Origin of the sequence: uncultured Polaribacter sp., assembly GCF_947501385.1 — a bacterium.
Taxonomy (GTDB): Bacteria; Bacteroidota; Bacteroidia; order Flavobacteriales; family Flavobacteriaceae; genus Polaribacter.
Map to the genome: position 1 here is coordinate 23,913 of NZ_CANMVP010000012.1, position 20,051 is coordinate 43,963.

Sequence of the window (20,051 nt, forward strand, 5' to 3'; positions counted from 1 at the left end):
AATGCTATATTATTTATTTCAATATTTAGAAAGTCAATTTAGTTTTCCGGGAGCTAGTGTGTTTCAGTTTATCACTTTTAGAGCAGCAACAGCTTTTATTTTATCATTATTAATTTCTACAATTTATGGTAAAAGAATTATCAATTTTTTAAGAAAACAACAAGTTGGTGAAACGGTTAGAGATTTAGGCTTAGATGGACAAAAACAAAAATCGGGTACACCAACAATGGGTGGAATCATCATCATCTTAGCAACTTTAATTCCAGTTTTATTATTAGCGAAGTTAGATAATATCTATGTAATTATTTTAATCATCACTACCGTTTGGATGGGTTTGATAGGTTTTTTAGATGATTATATAAAAATATTTAAAAAAGACAAAGCAGGTTTAAAAGGAAAATTTAAAATTTTAGGACAAGTCGGTTTGGGAATCATTGTGGGTTCTATGTTATATTTTCATGACGATGTAACTATTAAAGAACAATTACCTGTAGCAGAACAAATTGTTCAAGAAAATGGACGAACTAAAGTTTTTGGAGACGCTCATAAATCAACCAAAACTACAGTTCCGTTTTTAAAAGATAACGAATTAGATTATTCAAAAGCATTCAACTTTTTAGGAGAAGGGTATGAGAAATATGGTTGGATTGTTTTCATTTTTGTAGTAGTTTTTATCGTGACAGGAATTTCTAACGGAGCCAATTTAACAGACGGAATTGATGGTTTAGCTGCGGGTACATCAGCAATTATGGTGTTAACACTTGCGGTTTTTGCTTGGGTTTCTGGAAATATTGTGTTCGCAGATTATTTAGATGTCATGTTTATTCCAGATTCTGGAGAAATGACCGTTTTTATTCTTGCTTTTGCAGGCGCCTTGATTGGTTTTCTTTGGTACAATACCTATCCTGCTCAGGTTTTTATGGGAGATACAGGAAGTTTAACCATTGGTGGAATCATCGCAGTCATCGCAATTGCCATCAGAAAAGAATTGTTGTTGCCAATTTTAGCGGGAATTTTTGTTGTTGAAAATCTATCTGTGATTCTGCAGGTTTCTTGGTTTAAATACACAAAAAAGAAATCTGGTGCGGGAAGAAGAATTTTTAGAATGTCGCCATTACATCATCATTATCAGAAATTAAGTTACCACGAAAGTAAAATAGTTGTCCGTTTTTGGATTGTAGGAATTCTATTGGCAGTATTCACAATTGTTACATTGAAATTACGATAAAAAACCCATCCCAACCTTCCCATAGGAAAGAAGTTAAGATGAAAAAACAGAAAATGAGCAAAGAAAAGGATTATAAAAATATGAGTGAGAAAAAGTCCTCCCTTGGAGGATTGAGGAGGCTGGTAATTCTTGGTGGAGGTGAAAGTGGTATGGGAACCGCAATTTTAGGAAAGCAAAAAGGATACAAAGTCTTTGTTTCAGACAAAGGTGAAATAGCGAAAAAATACAAAGAAGTTCTTATACATAACGAGATAGATTTTGAGGAAGGAAATCATACAGAAAGCAAGGTTTTAAATGCTGATCTAGTAATGAAAAGTCCTGGAATTCCAGAAACCGTGCCATTGGTTTTAAAACTGAAGGAAAATAGAGTGCCAGTGATATCAGAAATTGAATTTGCAGGCCAATTTACAAATGCAACCATTGTTGGTATTACAGGTTCTAACGGGAAAACCACAACGACTTTACTACTTCATCATATTTTAAAAAATGCAGGTCTAAACGTTGGTGTTGCAGGAAATATTGGCGATAGTTTTGCGCAACAAGTAGCGGAAGCATCCTATGAAAATTATGTGTTAGAACTTAGTAGTTTTCAGTTAGACGGAATTGAGAATTTTAATAGTCATATTGCAATTTTAACGAATATAACGCCAGATCATTTAGACAGATATGAATACGATTTTGAGAAATACATCGCCTCAAAATTTAGAATTACAAAAAATCAAACAGCAACCGATTATTTGATTTACGATGCAGATGATGAAGCAATTCATAATTGGTTACAAAAGAACAAGACAGCAGCAAAATTAGTTCCGTTTTCATTAGAGAAAGAATTAAAATACGGTGCATTTTTAAAGGATAATAATATCAACATCAATATAAATAAAGACACAATCAACATGCCAATATCAACTTTAACAGTAAAAGGAAAACACAACGTAAAAAACGCAATGGCGGCAACAATGGCTGCGCAGTTATTAAGAGTTCGTAAAGAATTGATTAAAGAAAGTTTGGCAAATTTTGAAGGTGCAGAGCACCGTTTAGAAAATGTCTTAAAAGTTAGAGGTGTTGAGTATATAAATGATTCAAAAGCCACAAATGTAAATGCCACTTTCTATGCATTAGAATGTATGGATAAACAAACCGTTTGGATTGTTGGTGGAGAAGACAAAGGAAACGATTACAATGATCTATTGCCTTTGGTGAGAGAAAAAGTGAAAGCTATTGTTTGTTTGGGTTTAGATAATGATAAAATAAAAAATATGTTTGGCAATGTGGTTGATATTATTGTTGAAACTGCGGGAGCAGAAGAGGCGGTGAAAGTGGCTCATAAATTATCAGAAAATGGAGATGCCGTTTTATTGTCACCAGCTTGTGCAAGTTTCGATTTGTTTGAAAATTATGAAGACAGGGGGCGTCAATTTAAAAAAGCGGTGAGAAGTCTCTAAATAGCTCATCTCAACCTTTCAAAAAGGAAGGAGTTAGCTCGTTTACGGATAAAACAGTAAAGTCTTCGGATTAAAGTGTAGAAAATGAATAATAATGTAGAAAAGAATAAAGAGCATACTTTTCCCTCTTCGGGGGTTAGGGGGCTAACCATTTTTCAACATGTAAAAGGAGATAAAACCATTTGGGCAATTGTTGCTGTATTGGCAATATTTTCATTTATGCCTGTGTATAGCGCCAGCACAAACTTGGTATATGTTGTAGGGGCTGGTTCTTCATTTGGTTATTTAATAAAACACGCTGTTTTACTAATTATGGGCTTCGCAATTATTTACGGAGTTCATAAAATACCATACAGGTATTTTTCTGGAGGCTCTGTTTTGATGCTACCCATTGTTATTGTTTTATTGATTTTTACTTTAGCACAAGGAACCACTATTGGTGGTGCCAATGCAAGCAGGTGGATTCGTATTCCTTTTGTGGGTATAGGATTTCAAACATCTACTTTAGCAGGTTTGGTATTGATGGTGTATGTTGCGAGGTATTTGGCTAAGAATAAAGAAAAACAAATTAAATTCAAAGAAAGCTTATTGCAACTTTGGTTGCCAGTAAGTTTAGTATTGATCTTAATTTTACCTGCAAATTTTTCGACAACCGCTATTATTTTTACGATGATTTTGGTCATTGTATTTATTGGGGGCTATCCTTTAAAATACATTGGTTTAATTCTTGCAGCAGGAATTTTGGCATTGGCTTTCTTTGTTTTAATAGCGAAAGCATTTCCAGATGCAATGCCAAATAGAGTGCAAACTTGGCAAAGTAGAATCGAAAGTTTTTCTAGTGATGAAGGCAAAGAAGCCTATCAAGTAGAAAAAGCAAAAATTGCAATTGCAACAGGTGGACCTTTAGGAGTTGGTCCTGGTAAAAGTGTTCAAAAAAACTTTTTACCGCAGTCTTCATCAGATTTTATTTATGCAATTATTGTTGAAGAATATGGACTTCTAGGAGCAATTTCAATTGTATGTATATATTTTTTATTGTTTTTTAGAGTTTTTGTGGTGTTGAAAAAAACAACCACAATTTTTGGAACTTTATTGGTTATTGGAGTTGGTTTCCCAATCATTTTTCAAGCTACCATAAACATGGCAGTTGCTACCAATTTATTTCCAGTAACAGGACAAACTTTACCACTAATTAGTAGTGGAGGTACTTCTATCTGGATGACATGCTTTGCCTTAGGAATGATTCTAAGCGTAAGCGCATCGAAACAAGAAACAGAAGATGATATTTTAGATGATAATCCTTTAGATATTTTGCATGAAACACTAGACTAAAATGGGTAAATCAAAAAAACGAAATAGCATCAGTGTTCCATACATCCAAAAAGTTAAAATAGAAAAGTCTGTATGAAACAATCGATTAACATACTAATTTCTGGAGGAGGAACAGGAGGTCATATTTATCCTGCAATTGCGATTGCAAATGAGATAAAGGCACGGTATCCAGATGCAAATTTCTTATTTGTTGGTGCGAAAGATAAAATGGAAATGGAAAAAGTGCCGCAGGCAGGATATAAAATAGAAGGCTTGTGGATTTCTGGAATTCAACGAAAATTAACAAGAAAAAATGCAAGTTTTCCTTTTAAACTCGTTAATAGTTTATGGAATGCACGAAGAATTATAAGAAATTTTAAACCAGATATTGCTATTGGTACAGGAGGTTTTGCAAGTGGGCCAACCTTAATAATGGCGAATAGAAGAAACATACCAACCTTAATACAAGAACAAAATTCCTATCCAGGAATTACCAATAGATTACTGGGAAAAAGGGTACAGAAAATTTGTGTTGCCTACGAAAATTTAGAACGCTTTTTTCCTGCAAATAAAATTATTAAGACAGGCAATCCAGTAAGGCAAGACCTGTTAACAATTCATTCTAAGCTACAACAGGCAACTGATTTTTATCAATTAGATAAGAGTAAAAAAACAGTATTGGTGTTAGGTGGCAGTTTAGGGGCAAGAAAAATAAACCAGCTTATAGAAGCTCATTTGGCCTTTTTTAAAACTCAGAATATAGAACTGATTTGGCAATGTGGTAAATTGTATTTTGATACATATAAAAAATACAATGACAACAAAAACGTGCAAGTGCATGCCTTTTTAAATAAGATGGATTTGGCTTATGCAACAGCAGATGTCATTCTTTCTAGAGCTGGCGCAAGTTCTGTTTCAGAATTGTGTATTGTTGGCAAACCGGTAGTTTTTATTCCATCGCCAAATGTGGCGGAAGATCATCAAACAAAAAACGCAAAATTTATTGTAGACAGGCATGCTGCAATCATGATCAAAGAAACTGAATTAGATACGTTTTTAGTAGTTTTTGAATCGTTGTTAAAAGATATTGGGAAACAGCAAAGTTTAGCAGAAAATATAAAGGAATTGGCATTACCAAGTGCCACAAAAGATATTGTTGACGAAGTTGAAAAACTCTTATCCCATCTTTGATTCTTCCCAAGGGGAAGAAACACGGTTACGAAAAAAAACAGAATTTTAATAGCATTCTAGAAAAATGAATAATTTAGATAAAAATATTAGCAAGAGTGAAAAAGTCCTTCCCTTTGGGAAGAATTTAGGATGGGCTTCTATTTATTTTATCGGAATTGGTGGCATAGGGATGAGTGCAATTGCGCGTTATTTTGCTTCGAATGGAAAAAAAGTGGCAGGTTATGATAAGACGCCTTCTCAAATCACCAAAGATTTAGAGAAATTAGGTGTGGAAATTCATTTTGAAGACGCTGTTAAAAACATACCTATTTCTTTTTTAAACAAAGAAAAAACGTTGGTTGTTTATACACCTGCAATCCCAAAAAATCATGCTGAATACAATTATTTTTTAGAGAATAATTTTACAATTTTAAAACGTGCAGAAATATTAGGCAAAATTACCGAGACTACTTTTTGTTTAGCAGTTGCAGGAACGCACGGAAAAACAACTACGTCTGCTATTTTGGGTCATATTATGACGTCAGCAAACGCAACTTCTTTTTTAGGGGGAATTGCAGAAAATTACAATTCAAACTTAATTTTAGGAGAAGATAAAATAAGTGTGGTAGAAGCAGATGAATTTGACAGATCTTTCTTGCAATTGAGTCCGAATATTGCCTGTATAACTTCTATGGATGCAGATCATTTAGATATTTACGAAAATCCAGAAGCATTAACTGAATCATTTGTTGAATTTTCAAACAAAGTTTCAAGTACGTTAATCGTAGCAAAAGGGGTGCCTTTAAAAGGTTTAACCTACGCTATTGAGGAAGTTGCAGATTACAAAGCATTTAACTTAAAAATAGAAAACGGCACCTATGTTTTTGATGTAAAAACACCTTCATCAGAAATAAAAAATATTACATTTCATTTACCTGGAAAGCACAATGTCATGAATGCTTTAGCTGCTTTAGCAATGGCAGATGTATATGGAATTCCTTTAGAAAAAATTAAACAAAGTTTAGAAAGCTTTAAAGGAGTAAAAAGAAGATTTTCGTATAAAATTAAAACAGAAAATTTTATGTTGATTGATGATTATGCACATCATCCAACAGAGATAAATGCTGTAGAAAATTCAGTAAGAGAAATGTATCCGAATCAAGAGATTTTGGTTGTATTTCAGCCTCATTTATTTTCTAGAACGAGAGATTTTATTGATGATTTTGCAAAGGCATTAACAAAGTTTGATCATATTTTACTATTAGAGATCTATCCAGCAAGAGAAATACCTATTGCCGGCGTAGATGCTAATTGGTTATTGAGTAAAATAGAGAATCCGCATAAAAAAATGACGCAAAAAAATAATTTAGTAAAAGATATTAAAAATACAAATGCAAAAATTGTGGTCATGTTAGGTGCTGGGGATATTGGGGTTATGATTCATGAAGTTACAGAGGAACTTTTAAAAACGGATAAAAATGCCATTTAAAAAAGTATTAAAATATCTATTATTTCTATTGTTAATAGGCTTTTTGGGCTTTTTGTATAGTTTTACTTCGGTAAGAAATAATACGAAGAAAGTTGCCAATATTGAAGTGAAATTTGAAGCGGGAAACAATAATTTTTTAACACATGCTATGGTTGATAAATTGTTAATACAAAATAACAAAACAGTTGCAAACCAAGCAAAATCTGTGATAGATTTATACAAATTAGAAAATAACGTATCTAAAAACCCTTATGTTGAAAAAGCAGCCGTTTTTTTAACCATAGGAGGTGTGTTAAAAACAACCATAAAACAACGGACACCAATAGCAAGAATTGTTTCTGAAAAAGATTCTTATTATGTTGACAAACAAGGTGTAAAAGTGCCTTTGTCTGATAATTATTCGGCAAGAGTTATGTTGGTTTCGGGTATAGAAAATAACGACGATGTTGCAGTAATTTTGCCTTTAATCTCTTACATTTTAGAAGATGATTTTTTGCAAAAAGAAATCGTTGGAATTGAAAAATCTGATGCCAATGAGTACGAATTTTCCGTAAGAAGTGGAGATTATAAAATTGATTTTGGAAAATTAAGTGATATAGTAGTAAAATTTAAGAAGTTAAAAGCATTTTATAATACCACATTTAAAAATAAAATGATACAAGAATATAAAACGATTACAGTAAAATATCACAACCAAGTTGTGTGCACAAAATAAACTAGAATGGAAAACAATAAAATAGCTGTTGGTTTAGATATAGGTACAACCAAAATTGTTGCCATGATTGGTCGTAAAAATGAATATGGCAAAATTGAGGTTGTTGGTATTGGTAAGGCAAAAAGTTTAGGCGTGAAACGTGGTGTTGTTAGTAATATCACACAAACTATTCAATCGATACAACAAGCAGTAGATGAGGCAGAAAGTGTTTCTGGTGTTAAAATTAAAGAGGTTGTTGTAGGTATTGCTGGTCAGCACATTAGAAGTTTGCACCATTCAGACTATATCACAAGAAACAATGCAGATGAAGTAATTGATGATGCAGACATAGAAAACTTGGTAAATCAGGTTCATAAATTGGTGATGTTACCTGGAGAGGAAATCATTCATGTATTACCACAAGAATTTAAGGTTGATTCTCAGGCAGATATTAAAGAACCCATAGGAATGTATGGCGGTCGTTTAGAAGCGAACTTTCATGTGGTTGTTGGGCAAGTTTCATCCATAAGAAATATTGGACGTTGTGTAAAAAGTGCTGGTTTAGATTTAAGTGATATCACTTTAGAACCTCTCGCATCTGCATCCGCAGTTTTAAGTTTAGAAGAAAAAGAAGCAGGAGTTGCGTTGATAGATATTGGGGGTGGAACCACTGATTTGGCCATTTTTAAAGACGGAATTATTCGCCATACAGCAGTTATACCTTTTGGTGGAAATGTAATTACAGAAGATATCAAAGAAGGGTGTTCAATTATTGAAAAACAAGCAGAGTTATTAAAAATTAAGTTTGGTTCTGCATGGCCTGGAGAAAACAAGGAAACAGAAATTGTTTCTATTCCTGGTTTAAGAGGAAGAGAACCCAAAGAAATTACGTTAAAGAATTTGTCTAAAATCATACATGCAAGAGTGCAAGAAATTATTGAGCATGTGTATTTAGAAATAAAAAATTACGGACATGAAACTGCAAAAGGAAAACTAATTGCAGGAATTGTACTAACGGGTGGTGGGTCTCAATTAAAACATTTACGTCAGTTAGTAGAATATATTACGGGTATGGATGCTAGAATTGGTTTTCCTAATGAACATCTAGCAGGCGATTCTGATGATGGTTTGTCAAGTCCTTCGTATGCAACCGCAGTTGGTTTGTTAATGGAAGGTTTAAACAAAGATTCAAAAGAAGAAGAAGAAGAAGCAATAGAAGCAGCAGTGGAGGAGATTTTAGATGGCTCTGAAAATGATGCCGAAGAAACAACGCCAATTGTTGAAGAAAAGATCAAGCCAAAGAAGAAAAAATCGTTTTTTGAAAAATTTACAGAAGGTCTTAAAGACTTTTTGGACAATGCAGAGTAGAAAAGTTGATAGCTTGAAGTTGGAAGCTTGAAGCTTGAAGTTGGAAGTTGGAAGTTTGAGTAGAGAGTCTTGAAACTTGAAACCTTAAACAAAATTTAGCAGAAAGAGTAAAAAGAAAAAATAATTAATAAAATACAATAGCTACGTTATTATGAGCACAGAATTTGATAACATTTCATTTGACATGCCAAAAACACAGTCTAATACTATAAAAGTAATTGGTGTTGGTGGCGGTGGAAGCAATGCAGTAAACCACATGTACACGCAGCAAATTAGAGGTGTAGACTTTGTAATTTGCAATACAGATGCACAAGCCTTAGAAAACAGTCCTGTTCCTAATAAAATTCAATTAGGAGCCAACTTAACCTCTGGTTTGGGTGCAGGTGCAAATCCAGAAATTGGGGCACAGGCAGCCAAAGAAAGCATGCAAGAGATTCAGCAAATGTTAAATACCCAAACAAAAATGGTATTTATAACCGCTGGTATGGGTGGAGGAACTGGAACGGGAGCAGCACCAATAATCGCAAAAATCGCAAAAGATATGGACATTCTTACGGTAGGTATCGTAACAATGCCCTTTGCTTTTGAAGGAAGAAGACGTTCAAAACAAGCACAATTAGGAATTGATCAACTGCGCCAAAATGTAGATTCTTTAATTGTAATTAACAATAATAAATTACGTGAAGTTTATGGAAACCTAGGTTTTAAAGCTGGTTTCTCTAAAGCAGATGAAGTTCTATCTACAGCTTCTCGTGGAATTGCAGAAGTCATTACACATCATTACAAGCAAAATATTGACTTGCACGATGCAAAAACAGTACTTTCTAATAGTGGAACTGCTATTATGGGTTCTGCAAAAGAAGAAGGAAATGAAAGAGCAAAAACCGCAATTGTAAAAGCCTTAGATTCGCCTTTATTGAATGATAATAAAATTACAGGAGCTAAAAATGTACTCTTGTTAATTGTATCTGGAACCAATGAAGTTACCTTAGATGAAATTGGAGAAATTAACGATTATATTCAAGATGAAGCAGGTTACGATGCCAACATTATCATGGGTATTGGTGAAGATGAAGAGTTAGGAGATGCCATTGCTGTAACGATTGTAGCTACAGGTTTTGCTGCAGATCAACAAAGTACAATTACGAATACTGAAGTTAAAAAAATTGTGCATACGTTAGAAGATGAGCAAAAGGCAACCTATAATTTTAGTGAAAAGACCATTTCAAAATCGCCAGTGGTAGATCAGCCAATTTCTAATTTAGTTGAAGAAAAAATAGTACATACTTTAGAAGATACAATTGAAGTTGAAGAAGTAAAATCAGCTCCAAAAATGGATTTGATTCCAACTTCTGAGTTGCTTGCAAATATGCCAGTTTCTTATGACGAAATTTCTTTAGAGGTTATTTCTGAAAACGATTTTATTATTACAGATGTAACTCCAATTGTTCCAGAAATTGAAGTTGAAGAGCCAGAACAAATACAAGCAGATTTGTTATTTGATTTGCCTTTAAATTCTTATACGGAAGTAAAAGCTGCTGAAGAAATTAAATTCAAATTGAATGAAGATGTCGTAAATACAAATGATCTTGAAGTTTTTGAAGAAGAAGAAATTGTTTTTGAAAAGAAAGTAGAAGAAACACGTTATATATTAGAAGATTTTAATGCCAAACCAACTATTGGAAAAAGCTCTCATATTGTTGAAAAAACTGCAGTTGTTGAAGAAGAAGAAATTCAATTTGAATTAAAAACGACAGCACCACAAGCAACAATTAATAAAATTGAAACGAGAAGTGAAGAAGTTTCTCCTTTAGATTTAACAATTTCTGAACTACAACAAAGAGCAGAAGAAAGACGTCAAAAGATGAAAGGTTTCAACTATAAGTTTAATGATCAATTAAATAAAAACATAGATGAAATTGAGCGTCAGCCAGCCTACAAAAGACAAGGTTTAGATCTAAGTGCAGATGCACCCATAAGTAAGTCTAAAACAGCTATAAAAACAGACGATAATTCTATAGATTTTAAATCTAACAACTCGTTTTTACATGACAATGTAGATTAGCTAGAAATAAAGTATTCTAAATAGTACAACCGCATCTTAGACCAATTAGATGCGGTTTTTTTTAATTTTATATAATTGCATAGAATACTAAAACTTCGACAGGCTCTCCCGAAATTTCGGAATTGACATTTGGACATTTAATTGATTCTAGGGATGTCAGTCCGATAGCCAAAAAATTCTGACACAAGATTTGCTTCCTGATAAACAGCCAAAATACAATGAATAATTTCATTTCTTACAGCATTTAATACCGCCATTTTATTTTTTAGATTTCACTGAAATAGTATTCAAATTCAAAATACCAATTAATAATAACTGTTGTCAGTCTGAGCCTGTCGAAGACTATAAAAGATTCATTGTTTGATTATTAATTTTGAAGATATTTTTCTACACTTTCTCCCTTATATCTGGGAGTTTTAGAAACAATATAGATTTTTCTCATTTTTTTATCAATTGTTATACCTTTTATGGAGGAAGTAGCAATATACGTAAGATCTGATTCTGAGATTTTTTTACCATTCAAATAATATGTAATGTTATCATCTTTTTTATATTTCTCTAATTTCTTTACATCAATAACTTCAAGATCAGTTCTATTTAAATCATCTAAAGGAGTTTTGGAGATCCAAACTTCATAGTTACCATTATTGGTGCTTTTGGAATGAATGCTTAATTTTTTATTTTTTTTTAGTAAATCAATTGCTTTATCAGAATTTATAGGTTGTTTTTCATGATAAAAAGTGGCTCCTTTTTTGGCCATTTCAATCACCTGATCTAAATGATTCTTTGGAGGCTTTGGTGGTGGTGGAATTAATAATCGATCTTCCTCTGTTAACTCACTTCTTAATTTATAAAAGATCTTGTTGTTTTTCGTTAACTTCAGATATGGGTAATGAGGATGAATGGGTCTTTTTGATTTTCTTTTATCTTCTTTAGATAACTTAAAATATAATGAACCTAACAATGAGAAGCTTTCTTGTAATTCCTTTTGTCTCTCTTGAGAACTCTTTACGAAATGAGGCTTTTGAACTCTATTAGATTCGTATAACTTATTTAGCTTATTGTATTTTTCATTAGATTCTTTTCTTGCTTCTTTTATAAAGGAAGGAACAGAATCATTTTCTACATAGCTTATTTTTAAAGCATTTACATCTTTTAATTTTAATCGAATATCTTCTATTGTTTTTGTTCCTTTTTTGCGCTTAGATTTTATTGATGTTGTTCTAATAGGTACGCTTTGCCTTGAAGATTTTTGAGTTGGAATAGGCGAATCTATATAATCTTTCTTTTTTGGAGCGTCTTCTACAATTTCGATTATATTTTCTTTTTTTAGATATTCTAAATAATCATTGACTCTTTTTTTGTTTTGATTTTCAAAATATGTAAATGTTTCTAAATTAATTTGATTTTTTTGTGGAAAACGTTTGCTTCTTGCATTATTATTGACAAAGCTGTTAAAATATCTAGCAAAATCAGTATTCTTATACTTTTCTAAAACTTCGTTTTTAACCACTTTTCCGTCAATCCAAATAGCATGCTTTTCTCTATTTTTGAAATCTTCAAGCTGTTTTTTTGAAGGAACGTTCTTTTTAAATTCCAAAGGTGGTGGTGGTGGGAGGTTTAATAATTCCTTTTCTTCACGACTCATTTCCGCATAACGCTTGGAAGTCTTTTTACCTTTCTTGTCTGTAAATGTTATAAAGACAGTTTTATTGATATACTCTTTGTACATCTCAGAATCAGTCAGTTTTTCTTGATTGTTAGGCTGCTCATAAATAGTCTCAATCTTCTCTTGCTTTTCCTGCGCTTCCACTCTTTCTGCAAAGAGAAAGACAACGCCTGTTAATAACGGAATTACCGCCAGCTTTTTTAACCAGATGTTGGTTTTTGATCTTTGTGTTGTCATCATTTTTAGTCTTTTTTTAGTAAGTGAATAATTCAAATTACTGGCCAAGTAATATGCGTTGTTCCAAGCAGCTTTGTTCAATAATAAATGCTGATAATGGAAAGTGTTTTTATGTTGTATGATTACGTTTTCATCCGCTAAAAATTCATGATTTAATTGAACGGCTTTCTTCAAAAAGATAAAAAGCGGATTTATCCAAAAAATAATTTGTAGCAGTTCAATTAAAAGTACATCAATAGTATGCTTTTGAGTAACATGTGTTAACTCGTGTGTAAATAATTCTTCCTCAATAAGACCTTTTTTATAATCAGTTTTATTGATGAAAATAGCTTTCCAAAAAGTATGAGGTAGAATTTTATCATCAACCAAAACTAAAGTAGCGTTTTGATGCGCTATCTTTTCATTCAACCTTATTTTTCGAATGATTTTAAATAAGTTTCGCCCAAATCGAAGGAATAATATCGAAGAAATTAATAAATAAAAGCTAATAAAATAGATGGTATAATCTCTGGTTTCTTCAACAATGATGGCTGTAGTACCTTCCGTAAAAACGGGTTGTTCAAAAGTTTGAGTTACTGTAATTACTTCTGGAATCGCTGCGACAGTAATGGTAGCAAAAGGCACTAAGAATGATAATAAAACTCCAATTAATAGATAGAAACGATTGAAAGCGTGCATTTTTTCTTTCTCTAATACAAAGTGATAGAAAAATAGCAGAAGTGCCAAACAACTTGCCGATTTTAGAACGTATGTGATCATTTTTGCTGTTTTTTAATTTGACTGTCAATTACTTTTTTCAAATCTTCTAACTCAGCTGTAGAAAGGTTGGTTTCTTTTGTGAAAAAAGAAGCAAACTGACTGGCAGAATCATTAAAGAAATTTTTAATTAATCCGTTTACATGCTTCGAAAAATAATCTGTCTTTTTAATTATCGGGAAATATTCTCTTGATTTCCCAAACAATGTATAATCTATAAAACCCTTATCAGAAATTCGTTTCAACAAAGTAGCAACCGTTGTTGTTGCAGGTTTTGGTTCTGGGAAATCTTCTAGTAAATCTTTTAAAAATGCTTTTTTACGTTTCCATAAATATTGCATTAATTGTTCTTCGGTTTTAGATAATTGCATAAGAAGTTTTATTTTTTACTCTACAAACATAGAATAAAAAAATGAATTCTACAAATGTAGAGTTAAATTTAGACGATGACTTTTCATATATTTGTTGAAAATTGTTAGAAAAATCCATAAAAAATGAAAGGAAAATTAGTAGTGTTGGCTAGTATTATTTTGTTCACCTCTTGTGCAACTAAGAAATTTAATGAAAAATGGTTGTCTAAAAAAGCACCCGAAACTTTTAAAGCTCGTTTTGAAACAACACAAGGAACTTTCGATATTGAAGCCAAAAGAGAATGGTCTCCTAAAGGTGTAGACAGACTGTATCAATTAATTAAGTATGGCTATTATACAGATGTAGCTATTTATAGAGTTGTGCCAAATTTTGTGGCTCAATTTGGAATTCACAATGATTCTTTGATCAATAAAAGTTGGCAAAAAGGGATAGAAGATGAACCTGTACTTGTTAAAAATGACTCGATGACCATTGCTTTTGCAAGAGGTGGTGTAAAAACAAGGTCGAATCAAATTTTTATCAACTTAAAAGAGAATAAAAGACTCAATACATTAACCTATTCTGGAGTTTCAGGTTTTCCTGTAGTGGCAAAGGTGATTGCTGGTCAAGAAACTGTTTTGAATTTTTACGATGGTTATGGCGATAGATTAGGAAGACAGCAGGGTAAAATAAATGAATTCGGAAATGCATTTTTGAAAGAAAAATACCCGAAAGTAGATTATATTCAAAAAGCATATTTTATCAAATAAAAAAAGCCCCATTTTGGGGCTTTCGTGTTTATTATTTTAACTGAAAACCTTTAGCAGGTTTTGCATCTAATAAATGCGTTACAAAATAATCCCAACGTTTTCGGGTCATGTATTTGGTCATGTCTCCATAACCATGTCTTTGGTTTGGGTATAAAATCATGTCGAAATCTTTGTTTGCTTTAATCAAAGCTTCCACTACCAACATGGTGTTTGATGGTGGCACATTATTGTCCATAGAACCATGTGTAATTAATAATTTTCCTTTTAAATCTTTGGCTATTAATTGATTTGCTTGATTGTCGTAATTTGTAGTCCCGTCAATTTTTCCTTCTATATTTCCTTCAGTCAAAAGACCTTGCCATTTTTCTCCCCAGTCTGCTTCGTAATTTCTATTGTCATGATTTCCTGCACCTGAAACTGCAACGTCATAAAATTCTGGATATGCAAAAACAGCTCTTGTAGAGGCAAAACCACCACCAGAATGCCCCCAAATACCAACGCTTTCAATATCCATTCCTTTATATTGTTGCGCTAATTGTTTTATTGCAGTTATATTATCTGGCAAACCATTATCGCCCATATTTCCATAATAGGCATCATGAAAAGATTTCGAACGCATTGGAGTTCCCATCGCATCAACTGCAACCACAACAAAACCTAACTCTGCAACTGCTTGAAAATCTCTCCAAACGGGTCTAAAACCATAATTTCCAACGCTTCCCGATTGTGGACCTGGATAAATATAATTTAAAACAGGATATTTTTTGTTTTCTTGATAGTGACTCGGTAAACACATGATTCCGTAAATGTCTGTTTTTTCATCTCTTGCTTTTACAGAAAACTCAATAGGCTCTTGCCAATTTGCAGCTTTTAATGCAGAAATGTCTGCGGTTTCTAAATCCATAATTTTTTCTCCATTCCCGTTTCTTAAAACAGAAATTGGTGGATTTGTAGTTGTAGAATAGGTGTCTACGAACTTCGAATAATCATCAGAAAAAGTTACCGTATGAGTTCCTTTTGAAGGTGTTAAATTGATGAGGTTCGAACCATCAAAATTTACTTTGTAGTAATAGTTGTGATACGGATTGCCTTCTTCTTTACCACCAGCTGTAAAACAAATTTGTCTATTTTCTGTGTCAATATTTTTAACTTGTTTTACAATCCAAACTCCAGAAGTAATTTGGTTTTTCAATTCTTTTGTATTCAAATCATATAAATAAAGATGCCCCCAATTTGTTTTTTCTGAATACCAAACAAACTCGTTAGAATCGAATAAAACCTTCCAGTTTTCTGTATTTACACCAGATTCATAATAAGTGTCAACTACTTCTTTATGAATAGATGCCACTGTACCCGAATTTGCATCAGCAATTTGTAAATGCGCTATTTTATGATCTCTAGACCCAGAAACAAAAGCAAATTTTGTGCCTTCGGCATTCCATTGTGCATCTAACAATTCATTATTTCTACCCGCAATATGATCTGTGGTAGAACCTCTTTGAAAATCTTTTTCCATTTGTAAACGAACCGTTTTTGGTTGGTTTCCTAAATGAATAATTACACGTTCTATGGTAAAAACCTTTTCATCTCCAGGAAGCGGGTGTTTCCAAGCTTCTAACTTTGGGTGCCCAACATTCGTAGAGGTCAAATACATCATACCAACGCCTCTTGCATCTTGTTGAAAGGTTGCAATTTTATCTGAATCTGGTGACCATTTTAAAACAGCACCATCACTTTTAATCCAACCAGCATTGTTGGTAGCATATCCATAATCTTCAACACCATCAAAAGTAACCTGTGTTTTTTTATCGGTTTCTAAATTACGAATCCACAAATTATAATTGTTAATATAAGCCGCTAACTTTCCGTTTGGAGAAACATGCTCATTTCTCGATGCTTTTTTAGATGTCGATTTTTTTTCATTTAAAGAGTCATTATTTATATTGTATGTATATTTTTTTCCAGAAGTTGTGAAACTCATCAGGTTTAAATCTTCAGAAAAAGAAATTCCATAAATTGGCAGTGCAGTTGCTTTTATTTCTTTGTCTGCTTTTTTAGACAATATAGCTGCTAATTTTTGATGATCGAAAGCATTTTCTTTGGTTTTTAATTTTGAATCTACCAAAACGAATCTTTTTCCGTCTTTATTAGTGGTTGAATAGAGCAGTTTGTCTTTACCAACAAATGAACTTCTACTCACTTGATTGTATACAAGGCCATACAAACTTCTGTCCATATATTTTGCCGCTGCTTCATATTCTGCTACGGTAAATTCTTTCTGTTTTTTTTCGGTATTACAACTTAAAATACTTATTGAAATACAGGTTAGAACTACAATTTTTAAAAAATTTAATTTCATTTGTGTTCGTTTTATTGTTGTTGAGATAACTCTGTAAAATATTGATAAAAATAAGGAATGGTTTCTATGCCTTTTAGATAATTCCATATACCAAAATGTTCGTCTGGAGAATGAATTGCATCCGAATCTAAACCAAAGCCCATTAAAATAGTTTTGCTTTTTAACTCTTGTTCAAACAATGCAACAATAGGAATACTTCCTCCGCTTCTTTGCGGAATTGGCGTTTTTCCAAATGTAGTTTTATAGGCTTTACTAGCAGCTTGATACGAAATTGTATCCATAGGAGTAACGTAACCTTGACCTCCGTGATGTGGTTTTACAACAACTTTCACAGATTTTGGAGCAATACTTTCAAAGTGATTTTTAAACAATTGAGTAATATCTTTCCAATCTTGATTCGGAACTAAACGCATAGAGATTTTTGCATAAGCTTTGCTCGCAATTACCGTTTTTGCACCTTCACCAGTATAGCCTCCCCAAATTCCGTTGACGTCTAAAGTGGGTCTAATGGCGTTCCTTTCATTTGTAGAATATCCATTTTCACCATAAACTTCGTCGATATCTAAAGCTTTTTTGTAGTTTTCTAAAGAAAAGGGTGCTTTTGCCATTTCTGCTCTTTCTTCTTTAGATAAATCTTCTACTTTATCATAAAAACCAGGAATGGTAATGTGATTATTTTCATCATGCAACGAGGCAATCATTTTGGTTAAAATATTGATAGGATTTGCAACTGCACCACCATACAAACCAGAATGTAAGTCTCTATTTGGTCCAGTAACTACTACTTCTACATAACTTAAACCCCTCAAGCCCGTTGTAATGGAAGGTATGTCATTTGCAATCATTCCAGTATCGGAAATTAAAATAACGTCATTGGCTAATTTTTCTTTGTTTCTAGGAACAAACCAAGCCAAACTTTCTGAACCAACTTCTTCTTCACCCTCAATCATAAATTTTACGTTACAAGGTAAATTTCCTGAACTAGTCATGTATTCTAAAGCCTTTATATGCATGTACATTTGTCCTTTATCATCACAAGCTCCTCTGGCAAAAATGGCACCTTCAGGGTGAATGGGTGTTTTTTTGATAACAGGTTCAAAGGGAGGAGAAGTCCACAGCTCAATAGGATCTGCAGGTTGCACATCATAATGACCATATACTAAAACGGTTGGAAGATTTTTATCAATTATTTTTTCTCCATAAATTATTGGATATCCTGGAGTTTCACACATTTCAACATGGTCACAACCTGCTTTTTTTAGACTTTCTAAAACAAAATCAGCCGTATTTAAAACGTCTTTTTTATAAGCGGTATCGGCACTTATTGATGGTATTTTTAAGAGGTTTATTAGTTCATCTAAAAACCTTTCTTTGTTTTCTTGAATGTAAGTTTGAATCGTATGCATGAAGTGTTTTTTATTTCTCTCTCAAAAATAGAAAAATAATAATGAACTACTTTGAAGTTTGGAAGTATTGTTTATATTTGCAACCCGAAATCTTCGGAAAAGTTGCAGGTTTACCTGCTGAAAGCAGGCGTGGTGGAATTGGTAGACACGCTAGACTTAGGATCTAGTGCCGCAAGGTGTGAGAGTTCGAGTCTCTCCGCCTGTACAATGAAAAAGCTGAAGTGAAAACTTCGGCTTTTTTTTTATTTTTAGAAAACTTTACAACTATGCAACTACATCCTTTAAAATTTAAGCCTCTTTACAAATACAGACTTTGGGGCGGAGAAAAATTGAAAACAGTTTTAAATAAAGCGTATTCTGAAACCAATATTGGAGAATCTTGGGAGATTTCTGATGTTAAAAATGACGAAACAGTTGTCTCTAGTGGAGCTTTAGGTGGTAAAACACTCAGGAATTTAACTGAAGAATTTAAAGGGGCTTTTTTAGGAGAAAAAGTATACAAGCAATTTGGTAACGAATTTCCGCTCTTAATAAAATTCATAGATGCTAAAACGCCACTATCTATTCAAGTACATCCAGGCAATGAGATTGCAAAAGAACGTCATAATTCATTCGGCAAGAATGAAATGTGGTATGTAATGGAGGCTGATAAAAATGCAGCATTAATTGTTGGTTTTGACAAAGAATTAGATAAAACAGCTTATAAAAAGCATTTAGCTGATGGGACTGTTTTAGAAGTTTTACATCATGAAAATGTTTCTGAAGGAGATACTTTTTATATTCCAACAGGTAGAGTTCACGCCATTGGGTCTGGAGTGTTACTAGCAGAAATTCAGCAAACTTCAGACATCACATATCGTATTTATGATTATGACAGAGTAGATGCTAAAACAGGTGAGCTAAGAGATTTACACAATGATTTAGCACTTGATGTGATTGACTTTGAATGCCATAAAGAGTATAAAACATCTTATAAAACGACTCCAAATACTTCTAATAAATTAGTTCATTCACCTTATTTTACCTCAAATATCTTAATTGTTGAAGGAACAATCACAAAAGAGTATTCCACATTAGATTCTTTTGTAATTTATATTTGTGTGGAAGGAAGCTTAGAATTAACGTACAATAACAAAGGTTATTCTTTGAAAAAAGGAGAAACAATACTACTACCGGCATCTGTTAATAGTATTGAATTGAACTCAATTTCAGAAAGAAGTAAATTGTTAGAAGTTTATATGTAATTATTTTAGTTCAATAATTTTATAGTCCTTAGATTTTTCAGCAAAATCAAACATTTCTTTTGTTTCAATTGGTGGTATTGCCAATTTTCTTTTTGTCAAATCGATCCAAGCGCCATACACTTTTATGACAGCAGAAAGAGTACCTTCTTGATTAAAAACCTCGTGTACCAATCTCCAACGTTCGTTGTTTTTAGACAAACCTTGAAGTTTTAAATTAACAGTGATGTTTTCTCCTAAATGAATTTCTTTTCTAAATGAAGTATCTTCGGTAAATAAAATAGGACCTAAATTGTGTTTGGTAAATTCATCTATAGAAAAGTTGTGTTCGGCAAAATAACGGACTCTAACTTCAGCAGCATAATCATTATAAGCTGTATGACGCATGTGTCTATTGGGGTCAAAATCTGACCATTTTGTGGCAAAGTTTACTTGAAAGCTCATGGTTTTTAAAAATAAAAATACCTGACAAAATGTTCAATTTTATCAGGC

General features: G+C 32.7%; 15 protein-coding genes and 1 tRNA gene. 11 read left to right on the top strand and 5 right to left on the bottom strand.

Annotated elements, in window-relative coordinates; translation table 11 throughout:
* Position 1: 1 nt before the first annotated feature.
* From mraY to ftsZ, 8 genes are all read left to right on the top strand, one after another.
* Positions 2-1,228, top strand: a complete 1,227-nt coding sequence (gene mraY, locus Q0998_RS09195) for a phospho-N-acetylmuramoyl-pentapeptide-transferase (protein WP_299669236.1) — start codon at positions 2-4, stop codon at positions 1,226-1,228.
* Positions 1,229-1,308: 80 nt separating this feature from the next.
* Positions 1,309-2,673, top strand: coding sequence for a UDP-N-acetylmuramoyl-L-alanine--D-glutamate ligase (murD, locus tag Q0998_RS09200; RefSeq protein ID WP_299669447.1), 1,365 nt, complete (start codon positions 1,309-1,311; stop codon positions 2,671-2,673).
* 84 nt (positions 2,674-2,757) lie between these two features.
* Positions 2,758-4,005: an FtsW/RodA/SpoVE family cell cycle protein gene (locus Q0998_RS09205; protein ID WP_299669239.1), complete on the top strand. Its 1,248-nt coding sequence runs from the start codon at positions 2,758-2,760 to the stop codon at positions 4,003-4,005.
* 72 nt (positions 4,006-4,077) lie between these two features.
* A complete protein-coding gene (gene murG, locus Q0998_RS09210) occupies positions 4,078-5,175 on the top strand; it encodes an undecaprenyldiphospho-muramoylpentapeptide beta-N-acetylglucosaminyltransferase (protein WP_299669242.1) in 1,098 nt (365 codons plus the stop codon).
* Between the two features lie 64 nt (positions 5,176-5,239).
* A complete protein-coding gene (murC, locus tag Q0998_RS09215) occupies positions 5,240-6,643 on the top strand; it encodes a UDP-N-acetylmuramate--L-alanine ligase (protein WP_299669245.1) in 1,404 nt (467 codons plus the stop codon).
* Entirely contained in the window at positions 6,633-7,358 is a 726-nt protein-coding gene (locus Q0998_RS09220) for a cell division protein FtsQ (protein ID WP_299669248.1), read from the top strand. Before murC ends, Q0998_RS09220 begins: the two co-directional genes overlap by 11 nt.
* Before the next feature lie 6 nt (positions 7,359-7,364).
* Positions 7,365-8,705, top strand: a complete 1,341-nt coding sequence (gene ftsA / locus Q0998_RS09225; protein ID WP_299669251.1) for a cell division protein FtsA — start codon at positions 7,365-7,367, stop codon at positions 8,703-8,705.
* 151 nt (positions 8,706-8,856) lie between these two features.
* Positions 8,857-10,770 (top strand): cell division protein FtsZ, encoded by a 1,914-nt coding sequence (gene ftsZ / locus Q0998_RS09230; protein ID WP_299669254.1) that lies wholly within the window; start codon positions 8,857-8,859, stop codon positions 10,768-10,770.
* 367 nt (positions 10,771-11,137) lie between these two features.
* On the opposite strand, the gene Q0998_RS09235 is transcribed toward ftsZ, so the two are convergent.
* Both Q0998_RS09235 and Q0998_RS09240 read right to left on the bottom strand, forming a co-directional pair.
* Complete coding sequence (locus tag Q0998_RS09235) at positions 11,138-13,435, bottom strand: M56 family metallopeptidase (RefSeq protein ID WP_299669256.1); 2,298 nt, start codon at positions 13,433-13,435, stop codon at positions 11,138-11,140.
* The gene (locus Q0998_RS09240) at positions 13,432-13,803 is read right to left on the bottom strand and encodes a BlaI/MecI/CopY family transcriptional regulator (protein WP_299669258.1); all 372 of its coding nucleotides are present in this window, start codon (positions 13,801-13,803) and stop codon (positions 13,432-13,434) included. Before Q0998_RS09240 ends, Q0998_RS09235 begins: the two co-directional genes overlap by 4 nt.
* 123 nt (positions 13,804-13,926) lie before the next feature.
* Between Q0998_RS09240 and Q0998_RS09245 the strand changes: the two genes are divergently transcribed.
* A complete protein-coding gene (locus Q0998_RS09245; RefSeq protein ID WP_299669260.1) occupies positions 13,927-14,553 on the top strand; it encodes a peptidylprolyl isomerase in 627 nt (208 codons plus the stop codon).
* A gap of 31 nt (positions 14,554-14,584) precedes the next feature.
* Here the strand turns inward: Q0998_RS09245 and Q0998_RS09250 are convergent, their stop codons facing one another.
* Both Q0998_RS09250 and Q0998_RS09255 read right to left on the bottom strand, forming a co-directional pair.
* Positions 14,585-16,912, bottom strand: a complete 2,328-nt coding sequence (locus Q0998_RS09250) for a DPP IV N-terminal domain-containing protein (RefSeq protein ID WP_299669262.1) — start codon at positions 16,910-16,912, stop codon at positions 14,585-14,587.
* An 11-nt stretch (positions 16,913-16,923) separates the two neighbouring features.
* Complete coding sequence (locus Q0998_RS09255; protein ID WP_299669264.1) at positions 16,924-18,318, bottom strand: dipeptidase; 1,395 nt, start codon at positions 18,316-18,318, stop codon at positions 16,924-16,926.
* A gap of 123 nt (positions 18,319-18,441) precedes the next feature.
* On the opposite strand from Q0998_RS09255, the gene Q0998_RS09260 reads away from it, so the two are divergent.
* Positions 18,442-18,523: transfer RNA gene (locus Q0998_RS09260), tRNA-Leu, on the top strand.
* A 61-nt stretch (positions 18,524-18,584) separates the two neighbouring features.
* Positions 18,585-19,562 (top strand): type I phosphomannose isomerase catalytic subunit, encoded by a 978-nt coding sequence (locus Q0998_RS09265; protein ID WP_299669266.1) that lies wholly within the window; start codon positions 18,585-18,587, stop codon positions 19,560-19,562.
* Here the strand turns inward: Q0998_RS09265 and Q0998_RS09270 are convergent, their stop codons facing one another.
* A complete protein-coding gene (locus tag Q0998_RS09270; protein WP_299669268.1) occupies positions 19,563-20,003 on the bottom strand; it encodes a thioesterase family protein in 441 nt (146 codons plus the stop codon).
* Positions 20,004-20,051 lie beyond the last annotated feature (48 nt).